The 20,096-nt window shown below is 59.3% G+C and carries 19 protein-coding genes and 1 tRNA gene; 6 read left to right on the top strand and 14 right to left on the bottom strand.

Annotated features, from left to right (window positions below):
• From HZA03_06395 to HZA03_06360, 8 genes are all read right to left on the bottom strand, one after another.
• Window positions 1-273: hypothetical protein (locus tag HZA03_06395; GenBank protein MBI5637580.1), on the bottom strand; the 273-nt coding region annotated here is incomplete at its 3' end.
• 73 nt (window positions 274-346) lie between these two features.
• Window positions 347-420: transfer RNA gene (locus tag HZA03_06390), tRNA-Cys, on the bottom strand.
• Window positions 421-509: 89 nt separating this feature from the next.
• Window positions 510-1,028 (bottom strand): DJ-1/PfpI family protein, encoded by a 519-nt coding sequence (locus HZA03_06385; GenBank protein MBI5637579.1) that lies wholly within the window; start codon window positions 1,026-1,028, stop codon window positions 510-512.
• 87 nt (window positions 1,029-1,115) lie between these two features.
• Window positions 1,116-1,547: a flagellar export chaperone FliS gene (gene fliS / locus HZA03_06380; protein ID MBI5637578.1), complete on the bottom strand. Its 432-nt coding sequence runs from the start codon at window positions 1,545-1,547 to the stop codon at window positions 1,116-1,118.
• A 13-nt stretch (window positions 1,548-1,560) separates the two neighbouring features.
• Window positions 1,561-3,231 carry a flagellar filament capping protein FliD gene (fliD, locus tag HZA03_06375; protein ID MBI5637577.1) on the bottom strand — a complete coding sequence of 557 codons (1,671 nt, stop codon included), beginning with the start codon at window positions 3,229-3,231 and terminating at the stop codon, window positions 1,561-1,563.
• Window positions 3,232-3,390: 159 nt separating this feature from the next.
• On the bottom strand, window positions 3,391-3,711 hold the full coding sequence (locus tag HZA03_06370; GenBank protein MBI5637576.1) for a hypothetical protein: 321 nt from the start codon (window positions 3,709-3,711) through the stop codon (window positions 3,391-3,393).
• A 71-nt stretch (window positions 3,712-3,782) separates the two neighbouring features.
• On the bottom strand, window positions 3,783-4,628 hold the full coding sequence (locus tag HZA03_06365; protein MBI5637575.1) for a flagellin FliC: 846 nt from the start codon (window positions 4,626-4,628) through the stop codon (window positions 3,783-3,785).
• Window positions 4,629-4,926: 298 nt separating this feature from the next.
• Window positions 4,927-6,357 (bottom strand): B12-binding domain-containing radical SAM protein, encoded by a 1,431-nt coding sequence (locus HZA03_06360; GenBank protein ID MBI5637574.1) that lies wholly within the window; start codon window positions 6,355-6,357, stop codon window positions 4,927-4,929.
• A gap of 421 nt (window positions 6,358-6,778) precedes the next feature.
• Between HZA03_06360 and coaBC the strand changes: the two genes are divergently transcribed.
• From coaBC to HZA03_06330, 6 genes are all read left to right on the top strand, one after another.
• Complete coding sequence (coaBC, locus tag HZA03_06355) at window positions 6,779-7,999, top strand: bifunctional phosphopantothenoylcysteine decarboxylase/phosphopantothenate--cysteine ligase CoaBC (protein MBI5637573.1); 1,221 nt, start codon at window positions 6,779-6,781, stop codon at window positions 7,997-7,999.
• 22 nt (window positions 8,000-8,021) lie between these two features.
• Window positions 8,022-8,738: a uracil-DNA glycosylase gene (locus HZA03_06350; protein ID MBI5637572.1), complete on the top strand. Its 717-nt coding sequence runs from the start codon at window positions 8,022-8,024 to the stop codon at window positions 8,736-8,738.
• 11 nt (window positions 8,739-8,749) lie between these two features.
• Window positions 8,750-11,224 carry a PBP1A family penicillin-binding protein gene (locus HZA03_06345; GenBank protein MBI5637571.1) on the top strand — a complete coding sequence of 825 codons (2,475 nt, stop codon included), beginning with the start codon at window positions 8,750-8,752 and terminating at the stop codon, window positions 11,222-11,224.
• 134 nt (window positions 11,225-11,358) lie between these two features.
• A complete protein-coding gene (locus HZA03_06340) occupies window positions 11,359-12,213 on the top strand; it encodes a hypothetical protein (GenBank protein MBI5637570.1) in 855 nt (284 codons plus the stop codon).
• Between the two features lie 107 nt (window positions 12,214-12,320).
• Complete coding sequence (locus HZA03_06335) at window positions 12,321-13,436, top strand: SDR family NAD(P)-dependent oxidoreductase (GenBank protein MBI5637569.1); 1,116 nt, start codon at window positions 12,321-12,323, stop codon at window positions 13,434-13,436.
• On the top strand, window positions 13,433-14,485 hold the full coding sequence (locus tag HZA03_06330) for an SDR family NAD(P)-dependent oxidoreductase (GenBank protein MBI5637568.1): 1,053 nt from the start codon (window positions 13,433-13,435) through the stop codon (window positions 14,483-14,485). Before HZA03_06335 ends, HZA03_06330 begins: the two co-directional genes overlap by 4 nt.
• Window positions 14,486-14,599: 114 nt before the next feature.
• Here the strand turns inward: HZA03_06330 and HZA03_06325 are convergent, their stop codons facing one another.
• The 6 genes from HZA03_06325 to sufB are packed head-to-tail and all read right to left on the bottom strand — an operon-like array spanning window position 14,600 to window position 20,041.
• On the bottom strand, window positions 14,600-15,052 hold the full coding sequence (locus HZA03_06325; GenBank protein MBI5637567.1) for an SUF system NifU family Fe-S cluster assembly protein: 453 nt from the start codon (window positions 15,050-15,052) through the stop codon (window positions 14,600-14,602).
• Window positions 15,052-16,275, bottom strand: coding sequence for a cysteine desulfurase (locus HZA03_06320; GenBank protein ID MBI5637566.1), 1,224 nt, complete (start codon window positions 16,273-16,275; stop codon window positions 15,052-15,054). The genes HZA03_06325 and HZA03_06320 overlap by 1 nt, the downstream gene beginning before the upstream one ends.
• A gap of 1 nt (window position 16,276) precedes the next feature.
• Entirely contained in the window at window positions 16,277-17,590 is a 1,314-nt protein-coding gene (sufD, locus tag HZA03_06315) for a Fe-S cluster assembly protein SufD (protein ID MBI5637565.1), read from the bottom strand.
• A 1-nt stretch (window position 17,591) separates the two neighbouring features.
• Window positions 17,592-18,338 (bottom strand): Fe-S cluster assembly ATPase SufC, encoded by a 747-nt coding sequence (gene sufC, locus HZA03_06310; GenBank protein ID MBI5637564.1) that lies wholly within the window; start codon window positions 18,336-18,338, stop codon window positions 17,592-17,594.
• A gap of 1 nt (window position 18,339) precedes the next feature.
• Entirely contained in the window at window positions 18,340-18,561 is a 222-nt protein-coding gene (locus HZA03_06305; GenBank protein ID MBI5637563.1) for a DUF2283 domain-containing protein, read from the bottom strand.
• 25 nt (window positions 18,562-18,586) lie between these two features.
• Complete coding sequence (gene sufB / locus HZA03_06300) at window positions 18,587-20,041, bottom strand: Fe-S cluster assembly protein SufB (GenBank protein ID MBI5637562.1); 1,455 nt, start codon at window positions 20,039-20,041, stop codon at window positions 18,587-18,589.
• Window positions 20,042-20,096: the final 55 nt, after the last annotated feature.

Genomic DNA, 20,096 nt, shown 5'->3' with positions numbered 1-20,096 from the left:
GCTGTAAAAGCAGAAGAAAAGCGTCCCTTTATAGTTGATGGCATGGAGGTCCCCCACGATTTTTTTGAAGAGCGCCTCATCCATCATCTTGGCTGGCCTGGGGCTGACAGAAACGGGGCAATATGCACAGTCCCGGTTGCACGCCGAGGTTGTTTCAATCTCCACCGCTTTAAACATGGGATTGCGGAACATTCCCAGCCAATAGCCGGCCTTCCGCAATGGCCTGAAGGAGTAGAGAAATGATTTTAATTCGTTTTTAGAGAGGATTTTCATGTGGTTATCCGCGACATCCCGCTATGGGCCATTTTTGATGCTGTCGACACGCCTTTATGACCGGGCTGTTTATTGGAGGCACCGCCCGGATTCGAACCGGGGATAGAGGATTTGCAGTCCTCGGCCTTACCACTTGGCGACGGTGCCGTTCTTCCAGAAAGAAGGCCATACTAACAGAAAGCCGGTATCCGGGCAAAATTCTTTTGCGGCGTTTGTGCGGCCGCCGACGGCCGCTTTCAAGCCAGCAACGCCGCCACGGCCTGGCCGAACTGCCGGGCCGCCGCCGGTCCGTTGGCGGTGACGATGCGGCCCGACACCACTACGTCTTTCTCTTCCAGTTTCGCCCCATGTTTGGCGAATTCAGCCAGCGTATCGGGCTCTTTGTAGACGGTGGCGGAAATCCCTTTAAGCAGTCCCGCATGCGCCAGCGCCACCGGGGCGATGCAGATGGCGGCCACCGGTTTACCGGCGGCGTGGTGGGCGTTCAGGATATTGAAGAGCGTCCGGTTATTCCAGAGGTCTTCCCGCGCGCCGCCGCCGCCCACCACCACGACGGCGTCATACTGTTGCGTTGCGGCGTCGGCGATCGACAAATCGGGCATGACCTTCGCCCCCTTCATGCCGGTGGCCTCTTTTTTTTCCGGAGCGGCCACCGTCACGGTGAAGCCTTTTTGGGCGAAAACGGCCTTGGGGTGCTCAAATTCCTCGTCGCGGAATCTGTGCTGTGCGATGACGATAAGTATCCGTTTACCCATGCCCCCATTTTACGCGAATAAACCTTTGGGAGGGAGGGAGATTTCGAGCCGTTCAGGGGAGCGGGCGGGGTGCGTGAGCCGAGACCCCTAGAGCTGTACGGCCACGCGCGGTATTGTGACGGCCTGCTTCTCAGCCGTTGTTTTGGCCTGCGCGTTTTGCATTACCTGCCCCCATGCGTCGCGGAGGTTTTCCAGCACATGCAGGGCCTGGTCGATGGCGGTCTTGTCCCCTTTGATGTTCGCTTTCGTAAGATTCTGCATCACGAAGCCGTAGAGCTGTTCCAACTGCAGGGCAATTTCACCCCCCTGCGGCACGTTCAGCGATTCTTGCAGTTCGCCGATGATCCGCTGGGTTTTCGATATGTAGAGCCCGCGGCCGGCGATATCGCCCGCGTCGATCCGCTTTTTGCATTCGTTGAGGAAGCGGATCGCTCCATCGTACATCATGATAACCAGCTTAAGTTTGCTGGCGGTGCCCACTTCCGCCGTTTTGTAGGCCATCACCTGTCTGTTTACCATATCCCGCTTCTCCTTATCTCATTCTTTGGGCAACCCGGCCTTGCATCGTGCTCGGCAGGGTGGAAAGCTGTTGTGACAGATAGCTGCTTTGGCCTTTGAGCGTCGCCAGGAGGCTTTCGAGCCGCGCGTATTTCGCGGTGAGGTCGTCCGACTTTTTCTTGATCCGCATATTGAGGGTGTCGATTTGCTTCTGGTAGTCGTCGTTTCTCTTGGTGAGGGAGGTCTGTTCGTTGTAGATGGCTCCCTGCGATGAGTATTCCGTGTAAAAGCCGGTGCGGTAGGAAAGTTTTTCGGCGATGCCGACGGAGACGTTCATGGTGCCGGTATCACCGGCATGGATGTTGTTGGCTTCCATGGCGAAACCCGCCAAGTCGCCCCCGGCGGGGCCATCGAAGGTATTGCCGCTCTGGGTCATGGTGATCCAGTTCGAGGTGCCCTGGCGGCGCATCTGCATCACCGGCTGGCCGTTTGCGTCGCTGGTAACCTGGGTATCGTAGACGCCGGATACGGTGGCGCCCGTGGCGTACACGTATGTATATGTCCCCTGCGCATTCGGCGTGAAGAGGCGGCGCACGCCGGTGGCATTGCCGCTAAGCGCCTGGGTGAGCTTGGCGGTATCCACGTTCAAACGGTTGTTGACATCGGTGGTAACGCCCACCTGGCTAAGCGAGGTGTAGCCATTGTCGGATGGAAGACCGTCAACGGGGCCGCTGACGATACTGTTCAGCCCCTGTTGGATGTTCAGCAGCGTGCTGTTGCCGAAGAGCGGCTGGGTGCTCTGGCCCTTCGTATAGGCCATCTGGGCGTGGGTAAAATCCATCACGTCGTTGTAGGCGGTGGCGAAGGACTGTATGTTTTTAACGATGGTGGCGTTGTCGCTCGCCAGCGTTATCTCGCCGCTGCCGGTGCCGATGAGCGAAAGGCTCATGCCCGGCAACAGGTCGTTGACCGTGTTGGAGGCGCGGGTAACGGTAAGGCCATCCAGCGTTATCGAGGCGTCCCGCGCCGTCTGGGTGGTGGTGAAGGTCAACGGGTTCGGGTCAGGGCCCAAACCGTTCTGTCCCGGCACCGTGGAAACCGTGAATGATTGGTTGGCGCCGGTATCGTTGCTGGTGAGGAGCATCCGGTAGCTCGGTGCGTCGCTGCTGCCGCCATTCACGATGCTGGCGGTAATACCCAGCGATGAAGAGTTTATGGCGCTGCTGAGGTCTTGCAGGGAACTTTGGGTGAATGACTGGCTGACGCCCCCTTTAGTAATGGTCATGCCGCTGATGCCGGCGGAGGCGGTGGCGGAGCTGTATCCGGTGGCGCTTTGCATTTTGTGCTGTGCCGCCAGGTTGTTGACGGCAAAACTATAAGTGCCGCTCCCCGCGTTGCCGGTGGTGGACATGTTCACGATGTTGCCCCCCCCCGAAATGCTGTTCGTGAAGGTGCCATTGGTGCCGCGGAATTTCTGGTTCGTATTCAGGTTATGCACCGCGGTGTTGAGCGTAAGCAGCTTGGTGTTTAATGTCTGCCAAGCGGTGACCTGATCGCTTATGGCGGCCTGTTTATTTTGCAGGGAGGTGACTGGGGCTTTTTCCAACTCCACAAGCTTTTGGACAATGCTGGTGCTGTCGAGTCCGGAGATCAGGCCGGTTATCTGTATCGGTGCCGCGCCCGAGCTGGTCGGTGTAATAGCCATGTTCAGTTCTCCTCAAGTTCTTTGTTCACCAATACTTATCGGGCAATGGCGGACGTCACTTAAGGGTTTTTTTAGGGGAAAGGTCGCAGCTTAAGTATGTGAATATAAAGGAAATATTGGCAGGGGGTGTTTTTAGGCACCCCCTGCCTGCCCCAACTTTTACCCTACATCGTTGAACAAGGCACCTTTAAAGTTCCCGCCTGAACGAAAGGCGGTTATTTTGGTCGTTCCGTGGTCATTTTGAATCCCCTGCGGGGCGGCCTTTTCCGGAGCCGTTTCGTACACGGCTTTTCCATTTTCCGGATTGAGCTTTACCTTGACCCGCATTTTCAAAATGTCCATTGCTTTGCCGAACCGTTGCCGCCATTCCCGAAACGGAATGGATGGCTTTTTCGGCCCATCCGCGATTGGCGTATTGCCATAGGCATCAATACCTTCCATAGGGCGGGTGGGATATAAGTGGCCGTCTATCGATTGCACCACAGCATGTCCCTCCTCTTTCTGCCATTAGGTTGTTTAGTCATTGCTTTGCATCGTTTCCTAATGGAGCCTCAACCGAGGAGTTGCAACACGGTCTGCGGCACCAGGTTCGCCTGCGCCAAAATCGCGGTGGACGCCTGCACCAGTATCTGGTTCCGGGTGAACTGCGAGATTTCGCTGGCGTAGTCGGCGTCGCGGATCTGCGATTCGGCGGCGGTCAGGTTTTCAGTGCTGACCGACAGGTTGGCCAAGGTATGCACCAAGCGGTTTTGCACGGCGCCAAGGCGGCCGCGGCCATCGGTTACTTTCGCGATGGCGCTATCGATGGTGGAGAGCGAGGCCAGCGCCGACTGGGCGGTAAGCACGCTGATGTTCTGCACCGCCAGGCCGGTGGTGGTGATGGAGGTCAGGTCGACGGCGGTGTTCAGGCTGATCCGGTCGTTGCTGGTCGCGCGGATGCCGATCTGGATGACCACCGAACCGGGCTGGGTAGCCATAAGCGAGCCATCAAGCAGTTTTTGGCCGTTGAATTCCGTCACGGCCGCGATGCGGTCGATTTCGTCTTTCAGCGCCTGGAATTCCCGGTTGATCGTTCTGCGCTCGGTCGAACCGACGGTGCCGGTGGAGGCCTGCGAGGCCAGTTCGCGCATACGGACGAGTATCGAGGACTGCTCGGAGAGCGCCCCTTCCGCCGTGTTTATGAGGCTGATGCCGTCGTTTGAGTTGCGGGTGGCCTGTCCCAGCGAGCGGATGTGGGCGCGCAGGCCTTCGGAAATGGCGAGGCCGGCGGCATCGTCCGCCGCTTTGTTGATTCTCTGCCCTGAAGAGAGCTTCTCAAGGGAGCCGCCGAGACTGGCATTATTGGCCGATAAATGCCGCTGGGCATTGACCGAGAAAAGGTTGTTATATACACGCAAAGCCATGATCGTATCCTCCTTGAATTTTTCGTGGCATCCTTGCCATCTTTAGTTTCAGTTGTAGGGTTTTTTCGTTCGTTCCATGCCTTGTTCCGTTGTTCTACATCTTTTCCGGGTTCTCCTCTATCAGTTGGGTGTTGTGGTTTTCCATCTGCCTAGTGTTTTCGGAATTTGGCGCGGGGGGCTAAAGGCCTTTTTTGCGCGGAGACGGGGCGCGGTCACGGGGATGTTATGAAGACGGCTTGATCGGAAATGTACTTTGTTGGATAAAAATAGCCGCGCGATTCTTATTTGTCCCCTATTTTAACCCTTTTGTATGGTGGGGGAGGGCGGCTATCCACTCCTTCTTTTGCTGAAACCAATGCTTCAGCGTCCGGTGGCCGTAAAGCTTGATTGAAATCTCAATCAGCCCCCGTTTAAGGTCGTGCAGGCGCAGCAGCAGGAAAAATGCCCGCTTGAGGATATGGCGAAGGCCGTAGAAGCTGAGCATGGCGGTGATGGTGTCGTATTGCAGCCCGTGCTGGCTGAAGTGGGCCGGTTCGAATACGACATGGTGGGCGTCATAAAGCTGCCAGTCGCGGGTGGTTATCCGCTCCTGACGGGTCAGTTCCTGATAGGTTCGCGTGCCGGGAAGCGGGGTCAGGATCATGAACTGCACTGAATGGAGTTTGTTCCGTTTGGCAAAGGCGGCCGTGCCGCTGATTACGGAAGCGTCGTCGGTATCGGCCCCGAAGACAAACATGCCATGCACCCGGATGCCGTATTGCCGGAGTTTGTGGATGGCCTTTTCGATTTTTTCGACCGTCTGTTTCTTGTTGTAGGCTTTAAGGGTTTCGGGATTGATCGACTCAAACCCTATATAGAGCAGGTAACAGTTGGATTTCTTCAGGAGGCCGAGAAGTTCGTCATCGTCGGCCACATCAACGCTGGCCTGGGCGGTCCAGTGGGGAGTCAGGTTTTCGCTTATCATGGCGCGGAGCAGTTCCTTGGCCCGCTTTTTGTTGATGGTAAAATTGTCATCGTAGAAGAAAATCCAGTCGTCGGGGTTCTTTACCCCGTTCTCGCGGCAGAGTTCCTTGTGCTGTCTCAACTCCGCCAGAACCCGTTCGGTGCTCTTATGGCGGAATTGGCGTCCGAACATGTTGGAGACGGAGCAGAACTCGCAGTCGTAGGGGCAGCCGCGGCTGGTCATGATGGGGGTGACATCCATCTTCTTTTCCCAGTTGGTGATCAGCCGGAAATCGGGTATCGGCGATTTGTCCATATTCTTGATGTAGGCGGTATTGGGATTGTGCACAACCGTTCCGCCGCGCCACCAGCTAAGGCCGCCGACTTCCTCAAACCCGCTCTTGCGCTCCAGCGCTTCGATGAACGGTACTATGGTGTCGTCCGCCTCGCCGCGCAACACATAGTCGCAGTGTAACAGGGCCTCCTCCGGCAGGTAGGTGGCGTGCGCCCCTCCTATAAAGACGGTTTTTCCCATCTTGCGGAAAATTCTGGCGAATTCATAGCCGCGCGGCGCTGTTGATGTGATGATGGAGATGCCGACGGCGTCGGCCGTTTCAATGTCCTCCATGCGGATGCGGCCCAGCTCTTCAATCTGCACCCGGGCGTCGTGTCCCCTGTCACGCAGGATGGTTGCCAGCAGGATGGTGCCGAGGCGGGGGAGGGGCATACGGGAGTAAATATGCAGGTCGGGGGATTTTGCTTCAACGAAGATAATCCGCATAGGTGGCCTCCTCATAACAAGCGCAATTATGTCCGCGATGATTGTGCCGTGGAATTCACTCTTGTCCTAAATAGGCTCCCGGTTCCCGCCTGTTTTGGATGGCGGTGTGTGGCGTTATTAAGAAATCATTGACGGTATTATACCATTTTATTATGAAAGGGTGCCGATTAAGTTCGCGGGATGATTCTCCTGCTTTCCGGAGGCGGGACGCCATTTTCGGGTAGTGAGTCAGTTTGAGTTATCCCGTTTTTTCCCTCCCCTTGCATTGCAAGGGGAGGTGCAGGAGGGGTTAAAAACCTCCCCTGTATCCCCTCCTTGCAAAGGAGGGGACTACTCTGTTACCAAGTTAATTTCAAACTGACCCGCTACCCATTTTCGCCAAAAGGTGGCATAGGCCGCCGCGCGTTGGTATGATTGAGGGATGGGAAATATGAAAAAGGTGTTTCTGGGCGTCACCGGCGGCATTGCCGCGTACAAGATGCCCGATTTCGTCCGCCTTCTTAAGAAAGAAGGGGTCGACGTGCATGTGGCAATGACCAAAAATGCCGAACAGTTTGTTACCTCCACCGCGTTGCGGTCGGTTTCGGGCAACCGGGTGCTTACCGCCGATTGGGGCCATCAGGGCGACCCGTTCGACCACCTGAACATTACCCAGGACGCCGATGCGGCGTTGATTGCCCCCGCGACGGCCAATTTCATCGCCAAGATGGCGCATGGTATCGCGGACGATCTTCTTTCCACGGCGGTGTTGGCCCTGGAATGCCCGGTTTATGTGGCCCCCGCCATGAATCCCCGGATGCTGCAAAACCCCGCCGTGGCGGAAAACCTCCGCATTCTCGAATCGCGCGGGGTGCGGATCATCCCGCCGGAGAGCGGCGCGATGGCCTGCGGCGACGAGGGGGTGGGGCGGCTCCCGGCGCTTGAGCAATTGCGGGACGTTCTGCTTGCCGCCCGTGTGCGGAAACAGGATTTTAACGGGAAGCGGGTCATCGTCACCGCCGGCCCGACCGAAGAACCGATTGATCCCGTGCGTTACCTCACCAACCGCTCCTCGGGCAGAATGGGAACCGCCATTGCCCGCGCCGCCGCCGCCCGCGGAGCGCGGGTGACGCTCATCCACGGTCCGATGGCAATCCCGTTGCCGGCGGGAGTGGAGACGGTCGCGGTGCGGACCGCGCGGGATATGCTGGATGCGCTGGAATCCCGCTTCGACGCGTGCGATATGCTGGTAATGGCCGCCGCGGTTTCCGATTACCGCGCCGCCGCCGCCGCGCCGCAAAAGATCAAAAAAAAGAATGCCCCGCTGACGTTGGCGCTGGTTCAAAACCCCGATTTGCTGGAGATTCTGGGGAAGAAGAAGGGGAACCGCGTGATAGTCGGCTTCGCCGCCGAGACCGAAGACCTGGCGCACAACGCGCGGGAAAAAATGCGGCGCAAAAACCTCGACCTTGTCTGCGCCAACGATGTGAGCCGTCCCGATATCGGGTTCGACGGCGCGTACAACGAGCTGGTGATCATTCCCCGCGGGCAGGAACCGCTGCATACCGGCAGGCTCACGAAGGAGGCGCTGGCCGATATCGTGCTGGATGAAGCGTTGAAAGCGGAAGCCGCCGCGATTGCCGCGTCCGGCGGGACAAAGTAATCCTTCACCGAAGGGGAGCGTGATGAAGGAGATCGAAGCCTATTTCAGATACCTGCGGACGATTGGCGTTGAGTTTGTGGAGCCGGGTTCACCTTTGCCTCGTCCCGTGCTGGCGCAATCGGCCGCGGTTTCCACCGCGCCGCCGCTCCCCGCTTCCCCGCCGGTTGCCGCCGCCCTTGAAGTGATTGCCCGCGAAGCGGCCGCCTGCACCGCCTGCGGCCTGCACAAAACGCGCACGCAAACCGTGTTCGCCGATGGAAACCCGGCGACCGGGCTTATGTTCGTGGGGGAGGCGCCGGGGGCCGACGAGGATGAACAGGGAAAACCGTTCGTCGGACGCGCCGGGCAGCTGTTGACCAAGATGATCGAGGCTATCGGCTTCCGCCGCGAAGACGTCTATATAGCCAACGTGCTCAAGTGCCGCCCGCCGAAGAACCGCGACCCGTTGCCGGACGAAGTGGCCGCGTGCGAGGGGTTTTTGAAGCGGCAGATCGCGGTTGCGCGGCCGGCCATCATTTGTGCGCTGGGAGCGCATGCCGCCCACACGCTGCTTAGGGAGGAGACCCCCATTGGGCGCATGCGGGGGCGGATTTATGATTACGAGGGTGTGCCGCTTTTAGCGACCTATCATCCCTCGTTTTTATTGCGTTCGCCGGGACACAAGAAAGAGGCGTGGGAAGACCTGCAGAAGCTGCGGGATGAATACTGGCGGCTGAAAAAGAAACCGGATAAAGGCTGAAGCGGCGGCGGATGAAAACGGTTTTGAAAACGGTTCTTATGGCGATGGGGCGGGCGCTTGCCATCCTCCTCAAGGCGCTGTCATGGTGCATCGAAGCCGGGGCACGTTTTGTGGGCGCCCGCACGTTGCGCCAACTGTTGATTGTGGCCGCCGCCTTTGCCGGCGGCTGCGTCATCGGCGTGGCGGCGTTGGTGGCGGGCTACGTCAGCTACTACCGCGGGCAGATGCCGGACGTGGCGCGGCTGAAAAACTACAATCCCTCGCTGGTGACCACCATTTATGACCGCAAGGGGAACGTGGCGGCGGAGTTTTACACGGAGCGCCGCGTCCTCCTCAAATATGAAGATATTCCCGACCTGATGAAGAAGGCGACCCTCGCCATTGAAGACGAGAAGTTTTTTCAGCACGGCGGCATTGATGTGATTGGGATATTCCGCGCGGCGGCGGTGAACCTGAAGGCGGGCGAAGTGGTGCAGGGGGGGAGCACCATTACCCAGCAGGTGGCCAAGGTGATGTTCCTGTCGCGCGAACGAACCTTCGCGCGCAAGCTCAAGGAATTCATCATCGCGTTTGAGCTGGAGCGGCACCTGACGAAAGAAGAGATACTGGATGTCTACCTCAACCAGATTTATTACGGCCACGGCTGCTACGGCGTGGAAGCGGCCGCCGGGCTTTATTTCGACAAACCCGCCAAGAAGCTTACGTTGGGCGAGATAGCGCTCCTGGCCGGCCTTCCCAAGGCGCCCAACAGCTATTCCCCGTTCAATAACGAAAAGGGGGCCGTGTACCGCCGGGGGTTGGTGCTGCGGCGGATGCTCGATTCGCATTACATCACGCAAGAGCAGGCGGACAAGGCGAACGCCGAGCCGGTGAAGCTGGCTGAATTCAAGCACACATCGAACGATATCCCGTATTTCGCCGAACACATCCGGCGCTACCTCTACACAAAATACGGGGCCGACAAGCTCTATCACGAGGGGCTGCGCGTTTATACCACGCTGGACACCGGTTGGCAGATGCAGGCGCAGCGGGCGCTTGCCGACGGCATCGAGGAGAACGACCGCCGCATCGGTTGGCGCGGCATCGCCGGGCATATCGATCCCGCGCGGGAAGAACCCGGCTGGGAGAAGCTGAACCCCGTCATGGACAAAATAAGCGAAGAAGATTATTTCGCCAAGGGGAAGGCGTACAAGGGGGTGGTGACGAAGGTGGCGCCGGACAGGATCGCCGTGTCGGTCAACGGCGTGCCGGGAACCATCGAAGCGGCGTTCTTCGCATGGGCTCACGAGTATAATCCCAAGGAAGACGGCCGCGGCTACCAGCCGGTGAAAGATGCCACCCGGCTGGTGAAGCCCGGCGACATCATCGAAGTGAAGCTGCTGGATGACATCCGCAAGGGGGCGTTGCAGCTGATGTTGCACCAGACCCCCGCGTTGCAAGGGGCGCTGGTGAGCCTGGACTACGCCAGCGGGGAAATCCGCGCGATGGTGGGGGGCTACGACTTTGGGAAGAGCCCCTTCAATCGCGCGGTGCAGGCGTTGCGCCAGCCCGGCTCCGCCTTCAAGCCGGTCATTTATTCCGCCGCGCTGGATCGCGGCTTTACCCCTTCCACCATCGTGATCGATTCGCCGGTGACGCTGGAAGGGGCCGAAGAGGAGCAGGCCTGGAAGCCGGCCAATTTCGCCAACGCTTTCTACGGGCCGACCACCATTCGCACCGCCGTCACCGAATCGCGGAACGTCGTTACCATCAAGGTGCTGGACAAGATCGGCATCCACTATGTGATCGATTGGGCCCGTGCGCTGGGGATCGTGTCCCCGCTGAAGCCGGATCTTTCCGTCGCGCTCGGCTCATCGAGCGTATCGCTGATGGAACTGACTTCGGTTTACGGCGTGATCGCGAACAAGGGAATGCGTCTCGAGCCCATCGCCATCCGCCGCATCGAAACCCTCGACGGCAAGGTGCTGGAAACCGCCGAACCGGCGCCGATTCAGGTGATGCCGGAAGATACCGCCTACCTTATGACCAATGTGATGACCGGCGTGGTGGAGGAAGGAACCGCCACGGCCGTTCGTTCCCTGGGGGCGCCGACGGCGGGGAAGACCGGCACCACCAATGATTATGTGGATGCCTGGTTCATCGGCTTCACTTCGGGCGTGGTGACCGGCGTCTGGATTGGCCGTGATCAGCGTGAACCGATCGGCAAAAACGAGGTGGGGGGCCGCGCCGCCGCCCCGATATGGCTCAACTATATGCGCACGGTGATCAAGGACCTTGAGGTGAAGCCGTTCACGCCCCCCAAAAACATCGTTTTTGTCCGGATCAACAAGGAAACGGGGTTGTTGACCACGCCGGATGACCCGCAATCGTTTTTTGAAAGCTTCAAGGAAGGAACCGAACCCCGCGAGTTCGGCCAGCGTCCGGCCCTCAAAGCGGCCGCGCCCCCGGCGGCGGCCGTGCCGGGAACCGCTCCCGCCGTCCATTAGAGATTGCGCCTAGACCTAAAATAGTTCAATAAAGGGGGAGTCTGTAGTAGAATCAGTCTTGATTCGGGGCGGTTTTTTGCCGGAATATTATGCACGGTTTCGCCGATGCGGCGCGGGGCAAGGGGGGACATTCGATGAAGTTTAAAAACAATAACGGAGTTTACCGCTTTTGTGGCCGTGTGCTCGCGCTGTCCGCCGTGTGCGCCGCTTTGTGGTGCGCCGCGCCGGAAACAGCCGCCGCGGAAATGCGGGTCACCGCCGGCGTTGAACGGTTCAGCTGGGGTGAATACAGCGGCGGCGTGAAAATGCTGGACGAAAGCGGGCCGCGCTATGTGGCCGGTTTTACCTGGCTGCGGGACGGCCGGTCCGGGCTGTTGCTGGGCTATAACGGCAAGCTGTATTCCGGCGATGTCACCTATAATGGCCGCGCTTGCAGCGCGAGCGGACAGTGTTCGCCATTTTCCACCACGACCGGTTACCAGGGGATGCTCAATGAGGCGTTGCTGCATTACCGGCTTGATTCCAGCATACAACCGGGCGATGCGGACCGGCATTACCTTGATCTGGTCGCGGGGCTGGGGGTGGATTTCTGGACGCGCGACATCAAGAAGGACGGCGGCGTGGCGGGCTATAAGGAGAATTACACCATCGGTTTCCTCCGCGCGGGGATTGCGATGTTGCCGGCAAAAAGCGGGCTGGAAGCCGCCGCCGGCTTTAAGTATCCCCTGTATCTGAATGAAATAGTCGGCTTCAAAGCCCTCGGCGCGGATGACGACCCGGTGCTGCATCCGAAGGCGGACATCAGTTATTACGCATCCGTCGGCTGGCGTTTCAACAATCCGTGGAGCGTCACGCTCGAATTCGACAGCTACCGGTTCAAGGAATCGGATCCCGTGACCTATACCGCCGGCGGCGTTTCCGCCGGTGCGATAGTGCAACCGGAAAGCCGGATGGAAGTGATGACCCTTAAGGCGGGGTATTCGTTCTAGCCGCCTCTTTTCAGTTGAGCCGGCAAATAAGCCTGAGGGGGGCGCTCAAGTTTTTCTGGCGGTTGGCCGTTAACCAGTAAGCGTAATTCTTCGCAGAGATAACACGGATGAACATACTTGTTACCGGCGGCGCCGGATTTATAGGCTCCCATTTGGCCGACGCGCTGGTTTCGCGCGGCCATGCGGTACGCATTCTGGACAGTCTCGACCCGCAGGTGCATCCCGGCGGGAACCCGCCGTCCTATCTGAACCAGCACGCGGAATTTATCAAAGGGGATGTGCGCGACCGCGCCGCCATGAAAAAGGCGCTGGCCGGCGTTGAGGCGGTGTTCCACCATGCCGCCGCCCTCGGGGTGGGGCAATCGCAGTACAAGGTGGAATATTTCGCCGACGTGAACGCGCGGGGAACCGCCGTGCTGATGGACATCCTCGCCAACGAACCCCACGCCGTGCGCAAGGTGGTGGTCGCCTCCAGCATGAGCGGCTACGGGGAAGGGGAGTATGCCTGCCCCCGTTGCGGCACCGTGAAAGGAGCCATGCGCCGCACCGCCGATCTGGAAAAAGGCGACTGGAACAATTATTGCCCGCGGTGCGGCGAACGGCTGACCGCCGCCGCCACGCGCGAAGATGCCCGCCGCACCCCCAACTCCATCTACGCTGTCACCAAGATGACGCAGGAAGAGATCGTGCTCAATATCGGCCTCACCTACGGCATTCCGGCCGTGGCGCTGCGCTACTTCAATGTTTACGGGCCGCGCCAATCGCTTTCCAACCCCTATACCGGCGTGGCCGCCATCTTCATGACCCGCATCAAGTGCGGCAAGGCCCCGGTGGTGTACGAAGACGGCGGGCAGACGCGCGACTTCGTATCGGTGGCCGACGTGGTGGCGGCCAACCTGCTGGCGCTGGAGAAGAGCGGCGCCGATTACCATGCGGTCAATATCGGCGGCGGCGTCCCAACGCCGGTACGCGCGGTGGCCGAAACGCTGGCCCGCCTGCACGGCCGCCCCGATATCGCCCCGCACATCACCGGCACGTTCCGCAAAGGGGACATCCGCCACTGCTTTGCCGATCTCGCCCGCGCGCGGGAGCTGCTCGGTTATGTTCCCGCCGTCGGCTTTGAGGAGGGGATGTGGCGGCTCATCGAGTGGGCCCGCACGGCGGAAGCCAGCGATAAATTCGACCTCGCCGCGAAAGAACTGGCGGACAGGGGATTGGCATGAGCACTACCGCCGTCATCACCGGAGGGGCGGGATTCATCGGCTGCAACGCCGCCGCCCGTTTTTTGGAAAAAGGGTGGCGCGTTGTCATTATCGATAACTGCGCGCGCAAAGGGGCGCGGCGCAACCTCGCGTGGCTCCGCGCCAAAAACGGCGACCTCGTGTTTTTGAAAGAGGATGTCCGCCGCGCCGCCGCGATGGACCGCATTTTTTCCAAATACGCCGATGCGGCGCTGGCATTGCATCTCGCCGGGCAGGTGGCCGTAACCACCTCGGTCGCGGATCCGCGCACGGATTTCGAGACCAACGCGCTGGGCGCGTTCAACGTGCTGGAAGCTATCCGCAAAGCATGCGGGCTGTCGCCGTCGCGGCGTGGTACATCGCCGTTCCTTATCTACGCCAGCACCAACAAGGTGTATGGCGGCATGGAGCGTGTCCCGGTGGTGGAGCGCGGCGGACGCTACGCATACCGCGATTTCAAGCATGGCGTGCCGGAGACGATGCAGCTCGACTTTCATTCACCCTACGGCTGTTCCAAAGGGACGGCCGACCAGTATGTGATGGACTATCACCGCATTTACGGCCTGCAAGGGGTGACGTTGCGGCAATCGTGCATCTACGGCTACCGCCAGTTCGGCGTGGAGGATCAGGGGTGGGTGGCGTGGTTCACCATCGCCGCGCACCTGGGGAAGAAGATCACCATCTACGGCGACGGCAAACAGGTGCGCGACATGCTGTTCATCGACGACCTGCTGGATGTCTATGAGGCCGCGTTCAAGAAGAGGAAAGCCGCGGCCGGCAAGGCGTATAACATCGGCGGCGGGCCGCGCAACACGATGAGCCTTTTGGAACTGCTCGGCTATCTGGAAAAATCGTTGGGGAAGAAAATTCCGCTCAAGTTCGCTAAAACCCGTCCCGGCGACCAGCCGGTATTCATCAGCGATATCCGCAAAGCGCAACGCGGCCTCGGCTGGCGGCCGAAGGTCTCCGCGAAGGAGGGCGTCGAACGCCTCTCCCGCTGGGTTTCCGAAAACCTTTCCCTCTTCAGGTAGGCCCGGCTTTATTAGCATGTCATTCTGAAGGAGCATCTGCGACTGAAGAATCTCTTTCCGGAAAGATATCCTTCGCCCGTGGCTCAGGATGACAAGAATGGGATAATGGAGTCTTTACTCCATCGTGGTTTCGCCGGTTTTGTCGATGGCGCAGATGAGCGTGTGCCACGCGAGGCTGGCGCATTTGATGCGCGAGGAGAATTCACGCACCCCCTGAAAGATCGTCAGCTTGCCGAGGTGGTGTTCCTGCGTGGCGGGGTCGAGGTCGCCCAGCACCATCTTGTGGAACTCGTCGAACACCACCTTTGCTTCGGCGGCGGTTTTCCCTTTTAAGAAAGTGGTCATCAGGCTGGCGCTCGCCTTGCTGATGGCGCAGCCGGAGCCGGTGAACGACACATCCTCTATCACATCGCCCGGCGTGATCTTCAGGTAGATGTTTATCTTGTCGCCGCAGAGCGGGTTGTGCCCGTTGCAGGAGTGGGCGGTATCGCCGATTTCCCTGAAGTTGCGCGGGTTCTTGTTGTGGTCGAGGATGACCTGTTGGTACAGCTCGCTTTGGTACGACATTACGCGAAAACCTCCAGCACTTTTTGCAGGGCTTTGGCCAAGTGGTCTATCTCCTGCTTCGTATTATAGAAGGCCAGCGAGGCGCGGCTGGTGGCGGGCACGCCGTAGCGGGCCATGAGCGGCTGGGCGCAGTGGTGGCCGCCCCGTACGCAGACCCCTTCGTGGTCGATGATGGTGACGATGTCGTGCGGATGCGCCGCATCCATCGTGAAAGAGATGATCGCCCCCTTGCGCGGCGCGGTGCCGATGATGCGGAGTCCCGGCACCTTTGAAAGAACAGCGGTGCCGTATTCCAGCAACTCGTGTTCATACGCCGCGATGTTATTCATGCCGATGCCGGTGAGGTAATCCACCGCCGCGCCGAGGCCGATCACCTGCGAGATGGCGGGGGTGCCCGCCTCGAACCGGCCCGGCGGCTTGGAAAACGTGGTTTTTTCGATGCTGACGGCATTAATCATGTCGCCGCCCAAAACATATGGGGGCAGCGCATCCAGCAGTTCGTATTTTCCATAGAGAACGCCGACGCCGCTGGGGCCGTACATTTTGTGACCGGAGAATGCGTAGAAATCGCAGTCGATGCCGCGCACGTCGATAGCCATATGCGGGGTGCTCTGTGCGCCGTCCACCAAAACTTTTACGCCCGCGCCGTGCGCCATTTTGCAAATCTCTTTCACGGGGTTCACCGTCCCCAGCACGTTGGAGCACATGGTCACGGCCACCAGCTTTGTTTTGGGGCCGAGGAGTTTGGCGAACTCTTCCATGATGATTTCGCCGCTGTCGGTAATCGGGGCGACGCGGAGCACCGCCCCCTTTTCCTGGCAGAGGAGTTGCCACGGCACGAAGTTGGCGTGGTGCTCCATCTGGGTGACGATAATCTCATCGCCGGCGCCGATAAACTTTTTTCCAAAGCTGTACGCGGCGAGGTTGATCGACTGCGTTGCGCCGCTGGTGAAGATGATTTCGCGCGGGTCGGCGGCATTGATGAACTTCTGCACCTTTTTCCGCGTCTGTTCAAAACTGTCGGTGGCGCGCTCGCCCAAGCGATAGCTGCCGCGCCGGACGGTGGCGTATTCCTTGCTGTCGAAATCGCGTATCCGGTTTATGACCACCCACGGTTTTTGGGTGGTGGCGGCGTTATCGAGGTAGACCAGCGGTTTGTCCCCCTCCAGCGCGGCGAGCATCGGGAAATCGGCCCGGATTTTTTCCACGTTAAAATCGGTCATGTCAGTTGACTCCAAATCCTTTTGCTTCCAGTTTGCCGATGAGCATGTCGCGCGCGTCGAGGGCGGCGTCCTCTTGCGGGATGGCCCCGATAACGCTCTGGGCGAAGCTGGTGGTGAGCAGCGCGCGCGCCCGCGCCTCCGCGATGCCGCGGCTCTTGAGGTAGAAAATCTGATCCTCGTCGATCTTGCCGACGGTGGCCCCGTGCGTGCATTTCACGTCGTCGGCATAGATGGAAAGCCACGGCTTGTTATCGGCCACGGCGTCCGGCGAGAGCATCAGGTTGTTCACCAGTTGGTTGCTGTCCGTGAGTTGCGCGCCGGGATGCACGGTTACGCAGGTATCCACGCTGCTGTGCCCGGCGTCGTGCAGGATGTTTTTAAAATGCTGGCGGCTTTGGCAGCGGGGGGCCTCGTGGTGTACCCGCACATAATGGTGAGCCTCTTCCTTCTTCTCAAGGATCGCGACGCCCGAAAGGGAAAGTTCCGCCCCTTCCCCCTGCAGGCGGCATTCGCTGTGGTGCCGCATCATCTTGCCCCCTTTGGAGGCGATGACGCCGTTGAAGCGGCCGTATTTTTTGGCGGCCAGGCGGGTTTTGGCAAGATGCACCGCCGCCGTGTCGTCGGACTGGATGTAGGCCCAGTCGAGCGTGGCGGCAATGCCGAGCTGCAGGTCGAAAAGCGCGTTGCAGAGGTACGCACCCGCATCGCCGGCCGATTTCACGATGACGACCGCTTTGGCCCCTTCACCCAGGTCGAGGGTGACGGCGGGGAAGGTTGCGTTCAGCCGCTCTTTCGCGGATGTGGAGTAGACGATGATTTGCAGCGGCGCGGAGAGTTTCGCCCCCGCTTTGACGCCGATGGCGAGGCCGCTGGAGCAAAACGCGCCGTTCATCGCGGCGGTGATGTCGTTTTCGGCGGCGGCCGCGTCGCGCAGGCGCGCACCCGCATCGGCCATCGCATCCGCCAGCGGGCGGGCGGTCAGTTCTTCGCGCACCGCGCTGATGTCGGAAAGCCCCGGATAATAGACGCCGTCGGCGATGACGAGGAACGATTTTTCGCAGCCGTGGTAGACCAGCTTCCGCACGGCGGCGGGGGAAAGCCCCTCCACGCCGAACTTCGGCTGGAACGGGAGGTCGATGTGCGGGCGGACGTTGGCAAAGGTGAACATCTCATGCTTGCGCCCCGGCAGCCCCCCGAGTTCCATGATCCGCGCCAGCGCCGCCTCGTTCACCGCGCGGAACTCCGTTTTCTGGGCGAAGCGGTCCAGCGCCGCGAAGAAAGGGGAGTCTTTGACTATCGGTTCTCCGGGAGCCATCTTATTTCTCTTTCAGGTAGCTGTCGTAGCCGGTCTGTTCCAGTTCTTCGGCCAAGTCCATGCCGCCGGAGCGGACGATCTTTCCCCGGATCAGCACATGCACATGGTGCGGCTTGATGTACTGCAATATGCGGGGGTAGTGGGTGATGACCAGCAGGCTGTTGCCCGGCCCGGCCAGCTTGTTCACCCCTTCGGCCACTACTTTCAGCGCGTCGATGTCGAGGCCGGAGTCTATTTCGTCCAGTATCGCCACCTTCGGTTCCAGCAGGGCCATCTGGAGGATTTCGTTCTTTTTCTTTTCGCCGCCGGAGAAGCCTTCGTTCACGCTCCGTTCCTTGAAGCGGCTGTCCATGCTGAGGAACTTCATCTTGGCGTTCAGCAGCTCGTCGAAGTCCAGCGGGTCGACCGGCTCCAGCTTTTCGTGCTTGCGCTTTTCGTTGTAGGCCATGCGGAGGAACTCGGCGTTGTTCACGCCGGGGATTTCCACCGGGTACTGGTAGGCGAGGAACATCCCCTCCAGCGCCCGCTTTTCCGGCGTCATCTCCAGCAGGTTCTTGCCGTTAAAGGTGACGCCGCCGCCGGTGACGGCATAGGCGGGGTGGCCGATAAGGATTTTACTCATGGTGCTTTTGCCGTGGCCGTTCGGCCCCATGATGCCGTGGATTTCCCCCGGCTTCACCGTGAGCGATATTCCCTTGAGGATCTCGGCTTCGCCGAATCCCGCGCGCAATTCTTTTATTTCAAGCATTTTATGCGGCCGTTTCATCTTTTGTAACACGCGCCATAATGCCCACTATCGTGATGCCAACAATTTCTTTTGCCTTTTCGTCATAGCGGACGATAACCCCTTCGCCTATGTCTTTCCCGACAGCGGGCCGGGGTTCGCCCGCTGAAATATACAAAACATCCGCTTCCTCATCATACTCCCAGTTTAACGAGGGTTTCCCTTCAAGAATTTTTATCGCTTCCATAAAATTATTCTCCTTTTCGATGGATTTATCCGACGCTGTGTTCCAGTTTCAGCGCGAGCAGTTTCTGCGCCTCCACCGCGAACTCCATCGGCAGTTGGTTGAATACGTCTTTGCAAAATCCGTTGAGTATCGTCCGTATCGCCTCTTCCTTCCCGATGCCGCGTTGCTGGAAGTAAAGAAGCTGCTCCTCGCTTATCTTCGAGGTGGAGGCTTCGTGCTCCACCTGCGCGTTCTCGTTTCCCACGTCGATATAAGGGAACGTGTGCGCCGAGCATTTGTCCCCCACCAGCATGCTGTCGCATTGGGTGTAATTGCGGGCGCCCTCCGCCACGCTTGCCACCTTGACCAGGCCGCGGTAGGCGTTGCTCGCCACGTCCGCCGATATCCCTTTCGAGATGATGACGGAGCGGGTGTTCTTGCCGATGTGGATCATTTTGGTGCCGGTGTCGGCCTGCTGGTGTCCGGTGGTGAGCGCCACGGAGTAGAACTCGCCTTGCGAGTTGTCGCCGATCAGCACACAGCTTGGATATTTCCAGGTGATGGCGGAGCCGGTCTCTATCTGCGTCCAGCTTATCTTGCTGTTCACCCCCTGGCACTTGCCGCGCTTCACCACGAAGTTGTAGATGCCCCCCTTGCCGGTATCCGGGTCGCCGGCGAACCAGTTCTGCACGGTGCTGTATTTGATGTCGGCGTTATCCAGCGCCACCAGCTCGACGATGGCGGCGTGGAGTTGCCGCGTGTCGAACGCCGGGGCGGTGCATCCCTCGATGTAGCTCACCGAGCTGTTCTTGTCGCAGATGATGAGCGTCCGCTCGAACTGGCCGGTCTCTTCCGTGTTGATGCGGAAGTAGGTGGAAAGCTCCATCGGGCATTTGGTGTCCGGCGGGATGTAGACGAACGAGCCGTCCGAGAAGACGGCGCTGTTGAGCGCGGCGTAGAAGTTGTCGGTTATCGGCACCACCGAGCCGAGATATTTCTTCACCAGTTCGGGGTGCGTGTGCAGCGCTTCGGAGATGGAGCAGAAGATGATCCCCTGTTTGGCCAGCTTTTTCTGGTGGGTGGTCGCCACGCTCACCGAATCGAACACCGCGTCCACCGCCACGTTGGAAAGCCGTTTCTGCTCCATCAGCGGTATGCCGAGTTTCTCGAAGGTGTGCAGGATTTCCGGCGGCACCTCGTCGATGCTTTGCAGCTTTTCCTTTTTCTTCGGGGCGGAGTAATAGGAGATGTCTTGAAAATCTATCGGGTCGATTTGCAGGTGCGCCCAGTTCGGGTGCTTCATGGTGAGCCACTGGCGGTACGCGGCCAGCCGGAACTCCAGCATGTAGTCCGGCTCGTTCTTTTTTGCCCAGATGGCGCGCACGGTTCCTTCGTTCAGCCCCTTGGGCAGCACATCCGCTTCTATATCGGTCGTAAAACCGTATTTGTATTCCCGTTTAGTCAATTCGGAAATATCTTGTTTGTTATCCGGTTCGGCCATAAAAACCTCTGCAATGAACACTTGTTGATTTCTAATTATCTTATCACGATTAGAA

The sequence above is a fragment of the Nitrospinota bacterium genome, from assembly GCA_016217735.1.
Lineage (GTDB): Bacteria > Nitrospinota_A > UBA7883 > JACRGQ01 > JACRGQ01 > JACRGQ01.
Note: the sequence above shows the minus strand (reverse complement) of the source record. Positions and strands in the feature narration are given on the sequence as shown.